The 18,390-nt window shown below is 66.5% G+C and carries 16 protein-coding genes and 1 pseudogene; 5 read left to right on the forward strand and 12 right to left on the reverse strand.

Annotated elements, in window-relative coordinates; translation table 11 throughout:
* Positions 1–157 precede the first annotated feature (157 nt).
* On the reverse strand, positions 158–742 hold the full coding sequence (locus AC5Y7E_RS19005) for a TIGR03086 family metal-binding protein (protein WP_499950325.1): 585 nt from the start codon (positions 740–742) through the stop codon (positions 158–160).
* 159 nt (positions 743–901) lie between these two features.
* Between AC5Y7E_RS19005 and AC5Y7E_RS19010 the strand changes: the two genes are divergently transcribed.
* From AC5Y7E_RS19010 to AC5Y7E_RS19020, 3 genes are all read left to right on the forward strand, one after another.
* The gene (locus AC5Y7E_RS19010) at positions 902–1,789 is read left to right on the forward strand and encodes a DMT family transporter (protein ID WP_499950328.1); all 888 of its coding nucleotides are present in this window, start codon (positions 902–904) and stop codon (positions 1,787–1,789) included.
* 177 nt (positions 1,790–1,966) lie between these two features.
* On the forward strand, positions 1,967–3,301 hold the full coding sequence (locus tag AC5Y7E_RS19015; RefSeq protein WP_499950329.1) for a magnesium transporter MgtE N-terminal domain-containing protein: 1,335 nt from the start codon (positions 1,967–1,969) through the stop codon (positions 3,299–3,301).
* 104 nt (positions 3,302–3,405) lie between these two features.
* On the forward strand, positions 3,406–4,983 hold the full coding sequence (locus tag AC5Y7E_RS19020) for an NRAMP family divalent metal transporter (RefSeq protein WP_499950497.1): 1,578 nt from the start codon (positions 3,406–3,408) through the stop codon (positions 4,981–4,983).
* Here AC5Y7E_RS19020 and AC5Y7E_RS19025 read toward each other — a convergent pair.
* The 3 genes from AC5Y7E_RS19025 to htpG all read right to left on the reverse strand — a co-directional run bounded on the left by AC5Y7E_RS19025 (position 4,973) and on the right by htpG (position 8,269).
* Positions 4,973–5,995, reverse strand: coding sequence for a TIGR03617 family F420-dependent LLM class oxidoreductase (locus tag AC5Y7E_RS19025; protein WP_499950331.1), 1,023 nt, complete (start codon positions 5,993–5,995; stop codon positions 4,973–4,975). The two genes, AC5Y7E_RS19020 and AC5Y7E_RS19025, sit on opposite strands and share 11 nt — an antisense overlap.
* Positions 5,996–6,060: 65 nt before the next feature.
* The gene (locus AC5Y7E_RS19030) at positions 6,061–6,276 is read right to left on the reverse strand and encodes a hypothetical protein (RefSeq protein ID WP_499915658.1); all 216 of its coding nucleotides are present in this window, start codon (positions 6,274–6,276) and stop codon (positions 6,061–6,063) included.
* Between the two features lie 67 nt (positions 6,277–6,343).
* Positions 6,344–8,269, reverse strand: coding sequence for a molecular chaperone HtpG (gene htpG, locus AC5Y7E_RS19035; RefSeq protein ID WP_499950332.1), 1,926 nt, complete (start codon positions 8,267–8,269; stop codon positions 6,344–6,346).
* 104 nt (positions 8,270–8,373) lie between these two features.
* Between htpG and AC5Y7E_RS19040 the strand changes: the two genes are divergently transcribed.
* Positions 8,374–8,994, forward strand: coding sequence for a TIGR03085 family metal-binding protein (locus AC5Y7E_RS19040; RefSeq protein ID WP_499950334.1), 621 nt, complete (start codon positions 8,374–8,376; stop codon positions 8,992–8,994).
* Positions 8,995–9,016: 22 nt separating this feature from the next.
* On the opposite strand, the gene AC5Y7E_RS19045 is transcribed toward AC5Y7E_RS19040, so the two are convergent.
* From AC5Y7E_RS19045 to AC5Y7E_RS19055, 3 genes are all read right to left on the reverse strand, one after another.
* On the reverse strand, positions 9,017–10,546 hold the full coding sequence (locus AC5Y7E_RS19045; protein WP_499950335.1) for a class I adenylate-forming enzyme family protein: 1,530 nt from the start codon (positions 10,544–10,546) through the stop codon (positions 9,017–9,019).
* Positions 10,547–10,564: 18 nt separating this feature from the next.
* Complete coding sequence (locus tag AC5Y7E_RS19050; protein ID WP_499950339.1) at positions 10,565–11,407, reverse strand: thioesterase family protein; 843 nt, start codon at positions 11,405–11,407, stop codon at positions 10,565–10,567.
* A gap of 110 nt (positions 11,408–11,517) precedes the next feature.
* Positions 11,518–12,231, reverse strand: a complete 714-nt coding sequence (locus AC5Y7E_RS19055; RefSeq protein ID WP_499950342.1) for a VIT1/CCC1 transporter family protein — start codon at positions 12,229–12,231, stop codon at positions 11,518–11,520.
* 312 nt (positions 12,232–12,543) lie between these two features.
* On the opposite strand from AC5Y7E_RS19055, the gene AC5Y7E_RS19060 reads away from it, so the two are divergent.
* Positions 12,544–13,221, forward strand: coding sequence for a chitin-binding protein (locus AC5Y7E_RS19060; RefSeq protein ID WP_499950343.1), 678 nt, complete (start codon positions 12,544–12,546; stop codon positions 13,219–13,221).
* Positions 13,222–13,310: 89 nt separating this feature from the next.
* On the opposite strand, the gene AC5Y7E_RS19065 is transcribed toward AC5Y7E_RS19060, so the two are convergent.
* The 5 genes and pseudogenes from AC5Y7E_RS19065 to AC5Y7E_RS19085 all read right to left on the reverse strand — a co-directional run bounded on the left by AC5Y7E_RS19065 (position 13,311) and on the right by AC5Y7E_RS19085 (position 18,208).
* The gene (locus AC5Y7E_RS19065) at positions 13,311–13,946 is read right to left on the reverse strand and encodes a class I SAM-dependent methyltransferase (protein ID WP_499950344.1); all 636 of its coding nucleotides are present in this window, start codon (positions 13,944–13,946) and stop codon (positions 13,311–13,313) included.
* On the reverse strand, positions 13,943–14,875 hold the full coding sequence (locus AC5Y7E_RS19070) for an SAM-dependent methyltransferase (protein WP_499950346.1): 933 nt from the start codon (positions 14,873–14,875) through the stop codon (positions 13,943–13,945). The genes AC5Y7E_RS19065 and AC5Y7E_RS19070 overlap by 4 nt, the downstream gene beginning before the upstream one ends.
* Positions 14,876–15,089: 214 nt before the next feature.
* Positions 15,090–15,284 (reverse strand): annotated as a pseudogene (locus tag AC5Y7E_RS19075) (nitroreductase/quinone reductase family protein); the annotation flags it as partial.
* Between the two features lie 27 nt (positions 15,285–15,311).
* Positions 15,312–15,638, reverse strand: coding sequence for an STAS domain-containing protein (locus AC5Y7E_RS19080; protein WP_499915640.1), 327 nt, complete (start codon positions 15,636–15,638; stop codon positions 15,312–15,314).
* Entirely contained in the window at positions 15,638–18,208 is a 2,571-nt protein-coding gene (locus AC5Y7E_RS19085) for a SpoIIE family protein phosphatase (protein WP_499950347.1), read from the reverse strand. Before AC5Y7E_RS19085 ends, AC5Y7E_RS19080 begins: the two co-directional genes overlap by 1 nt.
* Positions 18,209–18,390 lie beyond the last annotated feature (182 nt).

An 18,390-nucleotide genomic window follows, 5' to 3' on the forward strand; every position in this document is an offset into this window, starting at 1 on the left:
CGAGCGCGCTGGGCGGCCGGCACCGCGCTTCCTCGGCCGGGTTGTCGCTCAGAGGCGGGCAACTCCTGCATAGCCCGCTGGGGGAACTGGTGTTACAGCTGTGACCGACTTCATGACGAAATCAGCTGCGGGACAAGCGAATCCCACAGGGTTGATCTTATCCCGCATCGACGGAGCGGCCGAGATACGCCATGAGCCGGGCGGTCGGCGTCGCATCCGCCGGCGCGGTTTGCGCCGGACCGAACCCGCCCGGTCGCCGCAACATCCCCTCCGGCACCGACTCCACCAGGTCGCGGCACATCGCCAGCAGGTCGGCAGGCAATTCGATCAGTCGCCCCTGTGAGCGATGGACGTCCCAGGCGTGCATGGCCAGGTCCGAGACCGGATACGTCAGCGCCCGACGCAGAGGAACCTCACCTTCCGGCGAGGTCCGCATCCCATCCATGTCGGCGTTGGGCAGGGCGTCCGCCAAGCGCGTCGCCAGCTCGCGAAGCCGCGCCGCCGGATCCTCGCATACCCAGTCCGAGGGTTGCGAGGGCCGGTCCCAGATCTCGCCGTTCTCCACGAGGGTCGCAATTTTGGCCGCGCTGCCGGTGACATGGCCAACCAGATCGCGCACACTCCAGCCCTCTAAATTAGACGGCTGCGACCAGCTGTCCGGCGCTATCCGGTCGACGGCGTCGATGAGTAGATCGAGCGCCTCGGTAGCCATCACGCCGATCCTGGAAGTCGTTTCGTCCATGGCGTGTATCTCCTTGCGGATAAGCGGCTTCGGCCTCCGCCACCGTCGACCGCGTACGTGCAGAAGTCTAGGGCCGCGACTCCTCGTCGAGCCAGCCGATTGAACTCGTCAACCGCGCACGCTAAGACTTGAGATCGGCTGATTACACAGGAGGGCCGCTTGGATAAGGCAGACATCGCCGCATTGCTCGCGCTGGCGGCCGCGCTGATGGTGGGCGCCGGAGACGTCGCCCAGCAGCGATCCGCTCAGCAGGTCACCGATCAATCAGTCGGCACCTTCACCCTGTTCCGCCGGCTGCTGCGCGACCGGAGATGGTGGGTGGGCAGCCTGGTGGCCGCGGCCGGTTTCGGGTTCCAGGCCGCGGCACTGGGCCTGGGCTCGGTGGTACTGGTGCAGGCGCTCCTGGTGACCTCGTTGCTGTTCGCATTGCTCATCAGCGCGAGGGCGAATCATCGCAGAATCACTCGCCAGCAAGCGATTTGGGCGGTCTTGCTCGCCGCCGCGGTGGCGGTGGTGGTGACCGTCGGCGACCCCCAGCAGGGGACACCGCGCGGCTCGGCGCAGACGTGGACCATCGTGGCGCTGGTGATGGGCCCGGCGCTGATCCTGTGTGTGATTGGAGCGCGGATGTTCCCGGGTTCGGTGGGCGCTTTGTTGCTGGGGCTGATGTCCGGTTCGCTGTGGGGACTGTTTTCGGTGTTGACCAAAGGTGTGGTCGACCAACTCGACCGCGGCATCCCAGCCTTGTTGCGCGCACCCGAGTTGTACGTGTGGGTGGTGATCGCGGTCGCGGCTACCGCCTGGGAACAGTCGGCATTTCGGGCCGGGCCGCTCACCGCCTCGCTCCCGGCGGTCACCGTCGCCGAGCCCATCGTCGGCTCGCTGCTGGGCGTCACCGTGCTGGGAGAGACGCTGCACAGCAACGACATAGGCTGGGTGGCCCTGGGCTTGTCGATAGGCCTGATGGCGGCGGCGACGGTGGCGCTGGCCCACAGCCAGGCCAGCGACACGCCGCCGAATGACCAAAAGCACGCCCCCGCAACGTAAAAAACCCAATAGCCTTCTGCCGTTTACTTGTTGACGGTAGCCATCCGCGACGCCGCGCGCGTATGGTGTGGCCGCCGAGACGGTGCAACGATCGAATTCACGCCGCGCGGCGCCGCGATACCTGGTTTCGGGGTAGGTTGGCCGCGGGTTCGGTCGTACCGCCTTGAGGAGGGATAGATGAGCACATCGGAAAAGGCGTCGAAGCCGCGCGCCGGGCAGCCGGTAATCCACCTCTCCCAGCTGTTGCGTGCGCCCGTGCTATCCCGTTCCGGCGAAACGGTGGGCCGGGTCGAGGACGTGATCGTGCGGCTGGGCGGGGCGGAGGAGTACCCCCGCGTGGCCGGGATAGTCGCCGGGGTCGGCGGACGCCGGGTCTTCATCGGCGACAAATCCATCGACGCATACTCCGTGGACCGAGTTCTGTTGACCAAGAACAAAATTGACCTTCGCGGGTTCGAACGCCGCGAGGGTGAGGTGTTGTTGCGCACCGACGTGTTGGGCCACCGGCTGATCGACGTGGCCACCGTCGAGCTGGTGCGCGCCTACGACGTCGAGCTGGAACAGACCGGCCAAGGCTGGATGGTCACCCGCCTGGACACCCGCCGCCCACCGCGATTGTTCGGGCTGATCAAGCATTCGGGCGGGCATGCGTCTCGCGATTGGAAGGCATTCGAGCCGCTGATCGGCCACGCCCGTTCGGATGCGGTCCGACGCCTCTCGGACCGGTTCGGCGAGCTCAAAGCCGCAGAGATCGCCGATCTTCTCGAGGAAGCGGACAAGGCCGAGGGCGGCGAGATCCTCGACCGCGTGCACAGCGACCCCGAATTGGAAGCCGACGTCTTCGAAGAACTCGACCCGGAGAAGGCCAGTCGGTTGCTCGATAACATGCCGGACAACGAGGTCGCCGCGCTGCTCGGCCGGATGCGCGCCGACGACGCCGCCGATGCGATCGCCGACCTGCGCCAGTCCCGGCGCCGGCGCGTGCTCGAGCTGATGCCGGCCCCACAGCGCACCAAGGTCATCACCTTGATGGGGTTCAACCCCGAAAGTGCCGGCGGTCTGATGAATGTCGACTCGGTGACGTGTTCGCCCGCCGCCACCGCCGGCGAGGCGTTGGCGTTGATCGCCGCGTCGCACAGCATTCAGCCGGAAGCCCTGATCAAGGTGCACGTGCTCGACGAGGACCAACGTCTTGACGGCGTCGTTTCCGTGATCACCCTGTTGCAGGTCGATCCCGCCGAAAAGCTCGGCGCGCTAATGGATTCCGACCCGGTACGGGTTAACGCCGACGCGGACCTGACCGATATCGCGCTGCTGATGGCCGATTTCAATCTCTACTCCATACCTGTCGTCGACGAGCAGGACCGCCTACTCGGGGTGGTCACCGTCGACGACGTGCTGGAGGCGACCATCCCCGAGGACTGGCGCCGCCGCGAGCCCGCGCCCCGCCCCATCCGCGAAATCGTCGCCGACGGCCGTGACGCACCGCCAACGGGAGGTAGCCCGCAGTGAGCCCCGGTGGCGAGGACCCCGCCCAGGCCGACGGGCCGGGCGTCGACGTTCAGCGCTCCGAGCCGGCGCAGCCGCGGCGCACCGCCGTCCTGGACAGCGCTCACGTGGGGGATATCGAGGGCGCGTTCGGACGCATCAGCGTCGGCGAGACCGAGCATGCCCGGACCTGGCGGACGCGGCTGCTGACCCTGCTCGCGATCGTCGGGCCCGGAATCATCGTGATGGTCGGCGACAACGACGCGGGCGGGGTTGCCACCTACGCCCAAGCCGGCCAGAACTACGGCTACTCACTGCTGTGGGTATTACTGCTGCTGATCCCCGTGCTCATCGTCAACCAAGAAATGGTGGTCCGGCTCGGCGCGGTCACCGGCGTCGGACACGCCCGCCTGATCAACGAACGCTTCGGTCGCGGCTGGGGCTGGTTTTCGGTCGGCGACCTGTTCTTGCTCAACTTCTTGACCATCGTCACCGAGTTCATCGGCATCAGCCTGGCCGCCGAGTACATCGGCGTCTCCAAATACGTTGTGGTACCGGTCTCGGCGGTGGCGTTGGTGGCGATCATGGCCAGCGGCAGCTTCCGTCGATGGGAGCGGGCCATGTTCGTGTTCATCGCCGTCACGCTACTGCAGATCCCGATGCTGTTGATGTCGCATCCACAGTGGATAAATGCGGCGAAGTCCTTTGTCGTGCCCAGCATTTCGGGCGGAATCAGCTCGGACGCGGTGCTGCTGATCATCGCGATCGTCGGCACCACCGTCGCTCCGTGGCAGCTGTTTTTCCAGCAGTCCAATGTCGTTGACAAGCGCATCACTCCCCGGTTCATGGCCTACGAACGCGCGGACACCGTGCTGGGCGCCTTCGTCGTGGTGGTCGGCGCCGCCGCGTTGGTGATGACCGGCGACTGGGCCGCGCGCTCCACCAACACCGTGGGTGGCTTCACCGACGCCGGCGCCATCGCCCATCTGCTCGGCCAGCATCGCGAGACGCTCGGCTGGATTTTCGCGATCGTGCTGATGGACGCTTCGATCATCGGTGCCGCCGCCGTCACCCTGGCCACCAGTTACGCCTTCGGCGACGTCTTCGGGCTGAAACACTCACTGCACCGCGGCTTCTCCGACGCCAAACAGTTCTACCTGTCCTACACCGCAATGGTGGTGCTGGCCGCCGCGATCGTCCTGATTCCCGGCGCCCCACTCGGGCTGATCACCACCGCCGTGCAGGCCCTCGCCGGTCTACTGCTGCCCAGCGCCAGCGTATTCCTGCTGCTGTTGTGCAACGATCGAGAAGTATTGGGCCCCTGGGTAAATCGGCCCTGGCTGAACTGGGTCGCCGGGCTGATCGTGGGCACGCTACTGCTGCTCTCGGGAATCTTGATGGCCACCACGCTGTTTCCCAAAATCGATGTCGTGGTGGTGTCCGGTTACCTGGTGGCGACCATGGTGGTCTTCGCGGCCGCGGCCACACCCGCGCTGCGCTGGATGGCCCGCCGCCAACCCGCGCGACCCGTCGCACGCTTCCCGGCCCGCGGTGTCGACCGCAGCACCTGGCGCATGCCACCGCTGACGCTGCTCGAGCCGGTCGTCTGGTCGCCCGGCACGCGACTGGGCATGATCGCGCTGCGCACCTATCTGGTCGCCGGCGCGCTGCTGCTCGTGGTCAAGGCCATCCAGCTCAGCCGCTGACCGTTTGCACCCGGCGAGCCACCTCGCCGTACCGCTCGAAGCGCTCCAGATCGGCGACGGCGTTGTACATCACCAATCGCGTTGCCATCCCTGCGTATTTCGCGACCAGCGCGTCGGCCAGCCCATCCCAGGTCGACTCGGTCGCGAACACCGCGATGTGATCGTCGCTGACCTGAGCCGCCATCCCGGCGAAGTCTCCGGCCTTCTGCTTCTCCCGGATCCGGGCGGTCGTGCCCTCGAAACCCGCCTCATCCCAGATGAACGCGTAGTTGGGCGTGCTGCCGTAGAACGCCATGCTGGCGCGCACCACTTCACGTTGCTTGTCGAGCTCTTCGTCGGTGTCACCGACGATCGTCATGACGGGCACGATGATCGCGACGTCCGACGGCGACCGGCCTGCTTTCGCCGCCCCTTCGGCGACCGTCGGCAGCACGTGCCGGGCCAGGTAGCCCGGTTCGCCGATGGGGTGGACGTGCAGGCCGTCGGCAACCTCACCCGCCATCCGCAGCATCCACGGATTGACCGCTGCGATATCGACTTTGGGGTCCGGAGCGTCGATGGGCCCCGGGCTCCACTGCGGGGTGATGAAGTCGAGATCGTAGAAGTCACCGTGGTGGTCGAGTGTCCCTGAGCGAAACGCCGCGAAGCAGGCTTTGACCGCAAGCAAGTAGTCGCGCAGCCGGGGCCCGGGCCGCTCGAAGGCGGTGCCGTAGCGCCGCACCACGTGGGTGCGCACCTGCGTCCCGAGGCCCAGCCGGAACTTCCCCTTGGTGGCTTCCTGCAGCTCCCATGCCGCGGCGGCGGTGACGAAGGGGCTACGCGGGAAGGCCACCGCAACGCCCGTCGACAATTCGAGGTCAGGCGCGGCCTGCGAGGCTACGGCAGCATTCAGGTATGCGGTGCGGCCGGTCTCGGTGAACAACAGGCCGGAGAATCCGGCGGATTGCGTCCGCCGGGCAAGGTCACCGATTTGGCCGAGCGGCTGGGGAGTCGTCATCGCGTCGACATGCATGGTGGGAGCGTACGTCGAGCGAGTCCGGGCGCGTCGTCGCGTGGTCGCCGGCCGGAGGCAGCGGATCAGCGTTTGGTTGGCCGCCGGCTCACCGGGGCGGTGAAGCCTTCGGTGTCATCGAAGAATGCCCATTGCCCGTCGTCGTTGACCTCCATCCGCCAACCCAGCTCGGTGTCGCCGCCGACCGAGTTGACGAACCAGGCATGCGCGGCCTCCGCATTGGCGAAACTCTTCGTCGCGACGACCCGGCCACGTGGGTCGAGAACGCGAAACTCAGGCATGGGATCTCATTATCCCTGCCAGCGAGTTTTCAATCGGCGAAATCGCTTATTTGCCGGTGAAGCCCGGTTACACCGTGCGGGCCAGCCGGCCGGCGAGAATCTCGGCAAACCTTGCCGGATCGTCGAGCGCGCCGCCCTCGGCAAGAAGCGCTGTGCCGTAGAGCAATTCCGCGGTCTCCGCCACCGAGGGATCGTCGCCGCGGTCCTGGTGCGCTTGGCGCAGACCGGTAACGAGCGGGTGGTTGGGGTTGAGTTCGAGGATCCGTTTGCCCACCGGAACGGCCTGCCCGGAGGCGCGGTACATGCGCGCGAGCGCCGGCGTGATCCCGAAGGCGTCGGTGATCAGGCAGGCGGGCGAGTCCGTCAGGCGGTTCGACAGCCGAACTTCCTTGACGTGATCGGTCAGGGTCTCCTTGAGCCAGGTGAGCAGGTCGGCGAATTCCTTCTGCTGCTCCTCGCGCTCGGCCTCGCTCTCGTCGCCCTCGGCGCTGAGGTCCACTTCGCCCTTGGCGATGGACTGCAGCGGCTTGCCGTCGAACTCGGTCACGCTGCCCACCCACACCTCGTCGACTGGGTCGGTGAGCAGCAGCACCTCGTAACCCTTGGCTTTGAACGCCTCGAGGTGCGGCGACTTCAGTATCTGCTGACGCGACTCCCCCGTGGCGTAGAAGATCTGCGTCTGGCCCTCTTTCATGCGCTCCACGTACTCGGCGAGCGTGGTGGCTTCCTCCTCGCTGTGGGTCGAGGCGAACGAGGAGAGCTGCAGCAGCGTCTCTCGATTGTCGAAGTCGGACATCAGCCCCTCCTTGACGACCCTGCCGAATTGGGTCCAGAAGGTGCGGTAGTCCTCCGGGCGCTCCGACTGCAGGTCCTTGATCGTGGAGAGGACCTTCTTGGTCAACCGGCGCCGGATGGCCTTGATCTGCCGATCCTGTTGCAAGATCTCGCGCGACACGTTCAGCGACATGTCCTGCGCGTCAACGACGCCCTTGACGAAGCGCAGATATTCGGGCATGAGCTCGTCGCAGTCGGCCATGATGAACACGCGCTTGACGTAGAGCTGGATCCCGGTCTGGGCGTCCCGGTTGAACAGGTCGAACGGGGCGTGCGAAGGGATGAACAGCAGTGCCTGGTACTCGAACGTGCCTTCGGCCCGCATCGCGATGACCTCGAGCGGGTCGTCCCAGGCGTGCGCGATGTGCTTGTAGAACTCCTTGTACTCCTCCTCGGAGACCTCTTCTTTGGGCCTGGCCCACAGGGCCTTCATCGAGTTGAGGGTCTCGGTCTCGATCGTGACGGTCGCCTCGCCGCCCTCCTCCGTCGCGGGCGTGCTTCGCACGACCTCCATCCGGATGGGCCATGCGATGAAGTCGGAGTACTTCTTGACCAGGCTTCTGATCTTGAAGTCCGCGGTGTAGTCGTGCAGCTCGTCCTCGGCGTCCTCGGGCTTGAGGTGCAGGGTGACCGACGTTCCCTGCGGGGCGTCGTCCACCGACTCGATGGTGTAGGTGCCCTCGCCGCTCGATTCCCATCTGGTGGCGTCGCTCTCGCCGGCCTTGCGGGTGAGCAGTTCGACCTTATCGGCGACCATGAAGCTCGAGTAGAAACCGATCCCGAACTGACCGATGAGTTCCTCGGAAGCCGCGGCGTTCTTGGCCTCGCGCAGTTGTTTGCGCAGCTCGGCGGTGCCGGACTTGGCCAGCGTGCCGATCAGGTCGACCACTTCGGCGCGGGTCATCCCGATGCCGTTGTCACGGATGGTCAGGGTGCGCGCGTCCTTGTCGACGTCGATTTCGATGTGCAGGTCGGAGGTGTCGACGTCGAGGTCCTTGTTCCGGAACGCTTCTAGCCGCAGCTTGTCCAAAGCATCGGAAGCGTTGGAGATCAACTCTCGCAGGAACGAGTCCTTGTTGGAGTAGACGGAGTGGACCATCAGGTCCAGCAGCTGGCGAGCCTCTGCCTGAAACTCCAACTGCTCAACGTGCGCGCTCATGAGATTCCCTTCGACAACATGACGTCCCAAATTTACCGAGCCGCCGACGCGTGGTGCGCGGTAACCCCGTGCTCTCCCGGGGTGACCGGCTCTAGGCTGAACGGATGTCTGTTGCTCAACGCGAACGTGCCGCCCTTGTGGAGACCATGCGCGGCGTGGGGCCGGATGCGCCCACCCTGTGCGAGGGATGGAAGACGCGGGACTTGGCCGCCCACCTGGTGATCCGTGAGTACCGCCCAGACGCGGCGCCCGGCATTTTGATCCCCTTCTTCGCATCCCACACCGAGAAGGTGCAGAACCAGGTGGCTGAGCAGAACGACTGGGACGAGCTTGTTAGCAAGGTCGCCGCCGGACCGCCGGCCTACTCGCCTTTCAAACTGCTCGACCCCCTGGCCAATGTGGCCGAGATGTTCATCCACCACGAGGATGTGCGCCGAGCGCAGCCGGGCTGGCAGCCGCGCTCGCTGGAGCCCGCGCTGAGCAAGGTGTTGCGGCGGACCCTGCCGTTGATGGCCCGGCTCACACTCGCCAAGACGCCAGGCCGGCTGGCGTTGCGCACCCCGGAGGGCAAGACGGTGCTCACCGCGGGCCAGGGGCCGGCGGTGACGGTGACCGGGGCGCCCGAGGAGCTGCTGCTGTTCTCGGTCGGGCGACAGGCCAAGGTCGAATTCGACGGCGACGCCGCCGCGGTGCAGGCCGTCCGGGACGCGCCCAAGGGGCTGTAGGCGTCCGGCGGCGCCGCGCGATTCACCCAAAGGTCTCGCGCAGCTTCTTCTTGATCACCTTGCCGAATTGATTGCGCGGCAGCGTTTCGACGACCACCAGATGCTCGGGGTGTTTGTATCGGCTGAGACCGCGCGATTGGCAATGTCGCACAAGGGATTCCAAAGACACCTCGCATGCCGTCGCGGGAACCACGACGGCACAGACGCGTTCGCCGGTGCGCGGGTCGGGAATTCCGATGACGGCGACATCGGCGACGGCCGGATGCGTGGCGAGCGCATTCTCGATTTCCAGTGCCGAGATGTTCTCCGCATTACGGATGATGGCGTCCTTGGTGCGGCCCGTGACGCGGACGTTGCCGTTCGCGTCGATCAGGCCGAGATCGCCTGTGCGCAGCCAGCCGTCGCTGTCGAACGCATCGGCGTCAAGCGTCGGGTCGGCGTAGCCGAGGAAGCATTGAGGTCCTTTGAGCCGCAGCTCCCCCTCGCGTCCGGCGCCCACCTCTGCGCCCTCGCAGTCGACCACGCGCACCTCGACGCCGGGGACCGGCGGGCCGACCGTATGGTCGAGCACCTCGGGCGCCGCGGTCAGCGAAGGCGAGGTCGCGCATGGAAACTCCGTCATCCCCCAGGCATTCGCGATTCCGGCCAGGCCGAAGGTTTCGCGGACCTGACGTCCCAGTTCGGCCGTGATGGGCGCGCCGCCGGCCAGGCAGCCCCGCACCGACGGGAACAGCGGCCGATCACCCTGCGTCCGTTGGGCTTCGAGGAACGCGACGAAGAATGGGGTCGCGGTGCCCAGGAAAGTCGGATTGTGCGCGGCGATGGCCCACGGTGTGGTAGCCGGGTCGAACGCCTCGAACAGGGCCAACCGCATGCCGGTCAACAGCGCGGTGGCGAGCATCGCGGCCCCACCGATGTGGGCGATCGGGAAGGCGACCGGATCCACATCTGTGCTGTTGGCGCCCACCATGCCCACCACTCCCGCCGAGCCGGCGATGACCGAGGTATCGCTATGACGGATCCCTTTGGGGGCCGCGGTGGTTCCCGAGGAGTAGTAGATCCAACGAGCCTCATCGGCGGAACTTGGTGGCGCCGGGAGGGCGTCGACGGCGGCGCCGGGCAGGCGCAGCGCACCGGCCGGCGGCGTTGCCAGATCGAGGGTGATGACGTCGAATCCTCTGTCCGCCGACAATGCTCGGGCCAGGTCCCCGTATCCGAAGCCGCGCCAAAGCTGCGGCACCACAAGGAATTCGGTGTGCAGTTGGCCGGTGATGAAGCCAACCTCGCTTTCCCGCAGGATGGGGATGATCGGGTTCTGCACGGCCCCGAGCCGGGCCAGTGCGGCCATCATCACCATGGTCTCCAGCGTGGTGGGCAGCTGCCAGGACACGACGGTTCCCGCGCGAATGCCCCGCTCGGCGAGTGCGGCGGCGGTTGCGCACGCGGCGTCGTGCAGTTGACGCGCTGTCAGGCTTCGCCCGTATTCATCGACCAGCAGCGGCCGGCTCGATCCTCGCCGCGCCGCGTCAGCGATCAAAGCCCAGAATGTCACCGTGCCAGTCCCTTTCGGCTAGCGGGCCGACGGCTCGGTGGCGGGTGGGCGGAACCCCGAGTGCGCGATGGCGGTGGACACGCCGGTGCCGATCGGCCCCTTCGCGTCCACCAGGACCGCCGAGCCGCTGGCCACCCCGTCGTGACTGTGATGCGTCAGGGAGGCCAGCCCGATGTGGTCGCCCACCGGCAGCCGGCTGAGCGTGAGCGTGTAGTCGACGTTGATGAATTGCAGGGAGTTGGTGCCCCAGTTGGCAATTGAAGCCGTGATGTCACCCGCCATCGCCACGCGGGTGAAGGCGGTGAGAGGTTCGTCGTCGATCAGCGGGCGCGTCTCGTGTATCCAGGTGTATTTCGGGCCGTCCGTGTGAGGCCAGTTCGGATCGGGGTTCTGGACATCGGCACCCCAGCCGTAGGTGCGCATGAACAGCGTCGAGTAGTCCTCGTCCAGCGGGATCGGTGGCATCTGCACGGGTGGTGACCAGACGTGCCCGTCGGGCTGCGTGCCGCGGCGCAGAAACAGGGCGCTCGCCTGCGCGACCACCGCGCCGTCCTGGATGATCGCGGCTTCGACCAGACGTAATCGGCGTCGGTCCTGTCGGACCTGCGTGTGTACCTCGAGCGGCTCCAACGCGGTCGGACGGGGCAGGTCGACGGTCAACCGTGCCGGCTGCAGTTGCGCATCGGGAGCCGCATCCTCGACCGCCCACGCCAAGAGACCGCCGACAACATGTCCGCTGAGCGACGGCCCCCAGCCCCCGCGCGCGAATTTGGTTGGCACGAAGTAATTGTCGTCGCGCACAAAGTAGGGCACCGGTTCGGCCCATTGAGCTTCATCGGGCAAGATATCGGGCTCGGCCACTGCTTGACTCTCCACGGAAGAGGATCGCGGGCTCGGCTGAGGACCGCAACTGTCGATATTACAGTTACGCTTCCAGTCGCCGGAGATGCATCGTCCACTACGCCCGAAGGTCAGCTGATTGCGGCGCCCACCAGATGACCGATTGCGTAGGTGATCGCCAACGCGAGAGTGCCGCCGATGGCGTTGCGCAGCACCGCTCGGCCCTTTGGCGCTCCGCCCAATCCCGCCGAGACCGCACCAGTGATCACCAGCGCTACGAGTACCGCGGCGACCGTGATGGGGACTCTCCACGTCGTGGGCGGAACCAGGATGGCGATCAACGGCAGCAGGGCACCAATGGCGAACGAGAGCGCCGACGACGATGCCGCCTGCCAGGGATTCGTCAGCTCCTCGGGATTGATCCCCAGTTCCACCTCGGCATGGGCGAGCAGCGGATTGTGGTCGGTGAGTTCCTCGGCAACGGTGCGAGCGGTCGCCGGCGTCAGGCCTTTTGCCTCGTACAGCGTCGCGAGCTCGTCCAATTCGGCGGCGGGATCATCGCGCAATTCGCGGCGCTCCTGGCTCAACAGCGCCTTTTCCGTGTCGCGCTGGGTGCTGACCGAGACGTATTCGCCCAACGCCATCGACACCGCGCCCGCAACCAGTCCGGCGCTGCCGGCGGTCAATATCGGCGCGCGTTCGGCGGTTGCCGCCGCGACTCCCACCACGATGCCTGCGGTGGAGACGATCCCGTCGTTGGCGCCCAGGACGCCGGCGCGCAGCCAATTCAGCTTCGACGACACCGAACCGACGTGGGGTTCGTGCGGATGTGACGCATTCGACACGGCCGCAACCATATAGATGAAAACCCTTGCCGACTAGCCAACGTAGCCTTCCCAAACAGACCCCGGCACCGGGTCGGTCCGCGTCCATCGTGGTGAAAATGCCTGGTAATCAATGCGCGGCGGACGCGCCGCGCAATGGTGACGGGCGGACGGGTGCCGGCGGCAAACACATCGTCAGTGGGCCGGACCCAAAGGTCTGCACTGGCCGAGCCACAGCTGTTCCATAGGAAAGCTATTTAGCGTCGGGGTGGTAACGGGGGGTGTTCCAACGAACTTCCTTGCAAGTAATCCCTAGTGGATAGGTGAAGCATCATGAAGTTGAAGCAACTTGTCGGAGGGGTGTCCATCGCCGGAGCGCTCGGCGCTGCGGCCTTCGGAATGGGCGCCGGATTTGCCAATGCTGCTCCCGGAGCGCCACAGCCGCCGGGCAATCACGGCGGGGCGGCACCTGGTGGCGGCCACGCTCCCACCGGTCCTAACGATCCCGGCGGCCCGGGTGGACCCGGCGGCCCGGGTGGGCCGGGTGGTCCCGGCGGGCCGGGTGGACCCGGCGATCATCCTGGAGGCCCGGGTGGCCCGGGTGGACCGGGAAATCATCCCGGCGGCCCAGGCGGACCTGGCGATCACCCCGGTGGACCGGGTGGACCCGGTGGACCGGGTGGTCCCGGCGATCACCCCGGCGGGCCGGGTGGACCAGGTGATCACCCCGGTGGGCCCAACGGGTTCGGTGGACCGGATCCTCACCCTGGCGGCCCGTGGCATGGGGACGCCCAACGTGGTTACTTCCGCGGGGCGCCGTGGGGCGATGGTCCTGGACCGTGGGGACCGGGTGCGCCGCCGCGGCCGGCATGGGATCGACCGCTCCCCCCGCCCGGTGGCCACTGGGATTACGGCCCGATCAATTACTGGGGTTACCAGGAAACACCCGTCTGGGATCCCGGTTTCCACCAGTGGGGTTTCTGGCTCTTCGGAGTGTGGGTCCCGCTGTGATCGATTAGCTGACAAGACGCCCGCTTCGCCAATTGGCGAAGCGGGCGTCTTCGCTTGCTGCCGAGGGTGTTTCACGCCCGGCGCCGGCTCTAACTTTTCGTGCCGACGGTCAACAGGTCGGACACCAGCGCCGTCCACGCCGGGCGCGGGATCCGGTGTTGATCGGTGATGACGAACCCGGCGTCCTCGAACAACGCTCGCATCTCGGGCGCGGACGTGTTGTGCTGCGGCTTCCATCGAGCGTTCGCAGATGACTGCAGCCGCGGCTGCCGCGTGCTCAGCGCCGAAACGGCCACCAGGCCACCGGGAGCCAGCACACGATGAAATTCACGCAGCGCCGCCGGCTGATCGAAGAAGTGGAAGGCCGAGGTCGTCACGACCGCATCGAGGGCGCCGTCGTCAAACGGAAGCCGCTCCGCCGGGCCGCGCATCCATTGCACCCGATCAGATCTGGCCCGAGCCTGGCCGAGCATGCCGTCGGACATGTCGACGCCGTAGATCTCGTCAGGCTGCAGTTCGCGCTGGATTCGATCGCTCAAAATGCCTGTGCCGCAGGCTATATCAGCGATCTTGCGTGCCCCGTGGTCGCGCAGCTGGGCTATCACCTCGTTGTGCGGTGGTCGGTAGACCCACCGTTGCAGGAAGGGCAGATCGTACACCGGCGCGAGGAAGCTCCACATCCGCGTGACGGCCTCATTGAGCCCTCGTCGCTGCGGCGCGGTCATTTGCTCAGCACCGAGCTGTAGTAGATGGTGTCGGCCATCGACACGGAGTCGTTGGTTTGCGGAATGGCATCAAGACCGGAGTCGGCCAACAGCTCACTCATCCGAATGCCATCGGAGCGCCACCCCAGGTTGTCCAGGTACACGGCGACGTCATTGCGCTCGCCCTGGTAACCGAGCTCGTTGAATTCCAGGTCGAAGCCATGCTCACGCCATTTGGCGGCGGCCCTGCTCATCATCTCCTGCGCTTTCTCGGTGTCTACCTCTGACATGTCCGGAATAGCTTCGCACGCCAGCCAGCTGCCGTCGGCGCTGAGTGCGGTGATGTTGTCCAGCAGTCGATCCTGCGCCTCCGGCGGCAGATACCCGAAGAGTCCCTCCGCGATCCAGGCCGTGGGTTGACTCTTGTCAAAACCGGCTTCGGCCAACGCTTTCGGCCAATCGTTGCGCAGATCGACGGCGACCGTGCGCAGCTCGGCCTGCGGGGCGGCACCCAGCTTGGCCAGCGTGGCGGCCTTGAATTCGATCACCTGCGGCTGGTCGATCTCGAAGACCGTCATATCCGACGGCCAAGCCAACCGGTAGGCGCGCGCGTCCAAGCCCGATGCCAGAATCACGGCCTGCCGGATCCCAGCCTGCGTCGCTGCGTGAAAGAACGAATCGAAGAATCGGGTCCGGGCGGCCATTGCGGCGGGCATGTGTCCGAGCTTCCAGCCCGACTCGTGGTCGTCTACGTCGGCAGCCACCAGGTCGCCTGATATCCAGCGAGTGAAGAAGTCCACCCCGACGGCACGCACCAGCGGCTCGGCGAAACGGTCTTCGATCAGCGGGTTGTCGGCGTTCGTCGCGATCGCTCGCGCGGCTGCGACCATCGTCGCGGTCGCGCCCACACTGGTGGCCAGATCCCAGGTGTCGTTGTCTGTACGTGGCATGCGGCTGTTGTCCCCCTCGGATTCACAGGTTACTTAGCCGGCATAACGACCCAGGAGCTCGTGAAGTTCCCGTAGCCCGCCTGGTCCTCGTGGCCCTCCGGGTTGCACCCGGTCCATTCGCGGCAGGGGCAAGGAAGCCCGCGCCGATTATTGTGCGGCAAATGACCCGTCGACTCGAGCATGAACGCCCTTGACAGCCCGTGTCTTCAGACCTTCAGTCGGTGACCAATTCGAAGACCGGGATGAGCCGATCCGTGCGTTGCTGGTACTCGCCGAACCCGGGGGCGCGCTCGACTACCACCCGGTATACCGAATCCCTTTCGTCACACGGCAATTCGCGCGCGATCGCGGGCTTCGCAGGTTCCGAGCCGATCTCGACGGACACGCGAGGATTGGCGCGAATGTTGTGCGGGGCGAACGTGGTGTGTGGCAGGCGTCACTGCCCCGCTGTGGGCGGCGCGGCTTCGATGGTGGTCAGTTCGGCGAGACCGCTGACCCTGAGGACGGGCATCAGGATTGGGTGCGCGACGAGCCTGATGCTATCGGCGTGAGCGGCCAAGATGCTGATGGCCGCGCTGTCCAGGTACTCCACCGCGCTGAGGTCGACGAGCAATGCTGCGTCGTCGCCGGTGGCCTCCGTCGCGGCGCTGGCCAACGCCCGACTGAACGCATCGATATTGCTCATGTCTATCTCGCCCGCGGCGACCAACACGAAATTCCCGGCGCTGCCGCGCGCGGTATCGAGCGTGAGCGGGGTGGTCATCAGGTGATCCTCGTGGATAGGTGGACGGTGGTGCCGCCGGCATCGGGCCGTATTTCGACATCACCCATGAGGCTTCGCATCAGTGGGATGCCCCGGCCGCGATGAGGATAGGAGGCCGGTTGCGGAGCCTTCCACGTGCCAGTGTCGGTGATAGTCAATTGGAGCTCGTCGCCGAGTGCGACCGCCCCCAGCCGGATTGTGCCCTGCGGTCTATGACGATGACCGTGCTCGATCGCGTTGGCGACGGCTTCCCCAGCGGCGACGAGCACGTTCAGGGCCTGCTCGGGGTCCAACCGGGCCCGAGTCAACCAGTTGCGCAAAGCATTACGGGTCGGCGCGAGCTGACTGACGTCGGCGGGAAACATCAGTTCTAGCGGGGCCGGGTGGCGGTAGAGCAGCAGCACGACATCGTCCTGATACCCGTCGCGCGGCGCGACGCGGGACATGATCTGGTTCGCCAGATCCTCCAGTTTCGAGGCACGGGAGTCCTGCGCGACGTCCGCGACGCGGGAGATGCCATGGTCGAGCGGAAGGCGGCGACGTTCGACCAGACCGTCGGTGTAGAGCAACAGCGTCGAACGCGCCGGAATGAAAACGCGAGCTTCGGGGCGAGTCCAGTCGCCTCGTATCCCCAAGGCGATGGTGTGGCCATCGTCGAGGATCTGGGTGCTGCCGTCTCCGTGTATCAGGATGGGCGGCGGATGACCCGCGCTCGAGTAGACCAGTTCACCGGTCTCGGGGGTGAGCACCGCACAGACCGCGGTGGTGCACTGTGCGCCGGGCAGCCGCGCGGCAAAGCGATCCATCCCCGCGAGAGCAGCACTAGGACTTGCGTTTTCGAACAATAGCGCGCGGCAGGCGCTACGAACCTGGCCCATCACGGTCGCGGCGGCCAGACCATGCCCGACACAGTCGCCGACGACTAACGCGATGCGCCCGTCGTCCAAATCGACGATGTCGTACCAGTCGCCGCCGACCTGGAGGGGTCGCGTCGCGGCCTGATAGCGCACCGCGAACCCGTTGGGCAGATCGGCGGGACCCAGGATCGCGTGCTGCAATGCCAGTGCGGTCTCGCGCTGCTGATCGACCTGGTACACCCGCTGCAAACCCTGGCCGAGGCGGCCGGCCAGGACGGTGAGCAAGGTCTGGTCCTCGAGGGTGAACGGGCGCTGCGCGGTCAAGTCCATCCAGACGACGAGCACGCCTTCGGGGTGCTGCAGCGCTATGCCCGCCGTTCCGGGTTGCGCCGCATTGGGGGTGAGCAGGTCTCCGTCGCGCAAAGCGCTGAGCGCCGCCTGGATGTGCGGCGCCAGGTCGTCCCACTGCGCGGGCTCGCCAACCGATACCACTCGCGGTGTGTAATAGGCGGATTCGGTCGAGGAGTTTTGCGTCGGGAAGGTGACGGCCAGAACGCGGCGCGCCCGCCAGAGCCGGCGCAGTTCCTCGGCGGCGGCTTGCACCGCGTCATCGACGGTGTCGGCTTGGGCCAGTTCCTGGTTGAGCGCGTGTTCGCGGCCCGCCGCCAGTGCCAAGGCGATCGCCGCGTGCCGGGCGAAGTCACTGACCAGATCGAGGTAATCGTTACCGAACGCGGGTTGGTGCGGGTCTCGCGCCACGGCGATGACGCCAAGCACCGCGTCATCCGCAATCAGCGGCATGACGATCGCCGAGCGTTCACCGACATCGGTGAAGCCCTCGATCGGGTATTGGAAGGAATCGGTGATCAGCGGAAGGCCGCGGCGGGCCACGCCGCCGGTGGTCGAGCCTTCCATCGGAACTTGTCGACCGATCACCTCCGAGGAGTAGCGGCCCGCAGTCGCGGCGACGACCAGGGTATCGACCTTGTCGGCAGGCACTTCGGCCTCCCGCGGAACCAGCAGGATGGCCTGCTCGGCGCCTGCCAGCTCCAGTGCCAAGTTCACGATGAGCTGCAACGGCCCCGTCTGCGGGTCGCCCGACAGCAGCGCGGTGGTGATCTCGCGGCTGGCCTTCGTCCATTTCGCCGATTCACGTTCTCGCTCGAAGAGCCGCGCGTTGTCAATAGCGGCGGCCGCCGCCGTGGCCATGGCGCGTACGGCGCCTTCCTGCGTGTCGGAGAACACCCGCCCGGGCCGGTCGTCGGCCAGGTATAAGCTGCCGAAGTTGGCCGCCCGCACGGTAATCGGGATGCCGAGGAGCGCGCGCATCGGCGGTTCGTGTCTGGCCAGCTCGACGGTGTCGGGATGGGCGCTCAGGTCGTCGACGCGCAAACCATCGCCGACCGGGAGATCGCCCAGCCGCCGGGCAGTTTGAACGTCGATACCCGCATGCACGAAGGAAACGAGCGTCCCGTCGGAGGCGCGGATGCCCAGGGCGGCGTAGCGGGCACCGGTCAGCTCCATCGCGGCCTTGAGGACTCGATGCAGCGTCACGTCCAGGTCCAGATCGGAGCCGATCTCGACGATGACCCGCACCAGTTGTTCCATCTGGTCGCGCGCCGCCACCAGATCGTCGAGCTGATCATGCATCCGGCTCACCAGTTCGCGCCGGCCCTGCCAAGTGAAGGCGGACTCGCCCTGGTCGCTGTGCATAGGTACCAACGGTAACGGTCCGGTGAACGCGAATGTTCGGTATCCGGATGGGTATAGCACCACGCCGACCTTTGCAGCTGCGGACGGGCCAGCGCCGGCCTCAGTAGCTGGCCGGCATCCGCCGAGGTCACGGGAGGTTGCGGGCGCTCGACGAACTGCAGGCAGCGGGGCTTTACTCGATC

The sequence above is a fragment of the Mycobacterium sp. NGS17 genome, assembly GCF_059813205.1.

What these genes read in the sequence shown, in the direction of transcription:
- AC5Y7E_RS19005 (WP_499950325.1), bottom strand. Translation starts at nt 742, where the DNA reads ATGGACGAAACGACTTCCAGGATCGGCGTGATGGCTACCGAGGCGCTC.
- AC5Y7E_RS19015 (WP_499950329.1), top strand. Translation starts at nt 1,967, where the DNA reads ATGAGCACATCGGAAAAGGCGTCGAAGCCGCGCGCCGGGCAGCCGGTA.
- AC5Y7E_RS19025 (WP_499950331.1), bottom strand. Translation starts at nt 5,995, where the DNA reads ATGCATGTCGACGCGATGACGACTCCCCAGCCGCTCGGCCAAATCGGT.
- AC5Y7E_RS19030 (WP_499915658.1), bottom strand. Translation starts at nt 6,276, where the DNA reads ATGCCTGAGTTTCGCGTTCTCGACCCACGTGGCCGGGTCGTCGCGACG.
- htpG (WP_499950332.1), bottom strand. Translation starts at nt 8,269, where the DNA reads ATGAGCGCGCACGTTGAGCAGTTGGAGTTTCAGGCAGAGGCTCGCCAG.
- AC5Y7E_RS19040 (WP_499950334.1), top strand. Translation starts at nt 8,374, where the DNA reads ATGTCTGTTGCTCAACGCGAACGTGCCGCCCTTGTGGAGACCATGCGC.
- AC5Y7E_RS19060 (WP_499950343.1), top strand. Translation starts at nt 12,544, where the DNA reads ATGAAGTTGAAGCAACTTGTCGGAGGGGTGTCCATCGCCGGAGCGCTC.
- AC5Y7E_RS19065 (WP_499950344.1), bottom strand. Translation starts at nt 13,946, where the DNA reads ATGACCGCGCCGCAGCGACGAGGGCTCAATGAGGCCGTCACGCGGATG.
- AC5Y7E_RS19070 (WP_499950346.1), bottom strand. Translation starts at nt 14,875, where the DNA reads ATGCCACGTACAGACAACGACACCTGGGATCTGGCCACCAGTGTGGGC.
- AC5Y7E_RS19080 (WP_499915640.1), bottom strand. Translation starts at nt 15,638, where the DNA reads ATGACCACCCCGCTCACGCTCGATACCGCGCGCGGCAGCGCCGGGAAT.
- AC5Y7E_RS19085 (WP_499950347.1), bottom strand. Translation starts at nt 18,208, where the DNA reads ATGCACAGCGACCAGGGCGAGTCCGCCTTCACTTGGCAGGGCCGGCGC.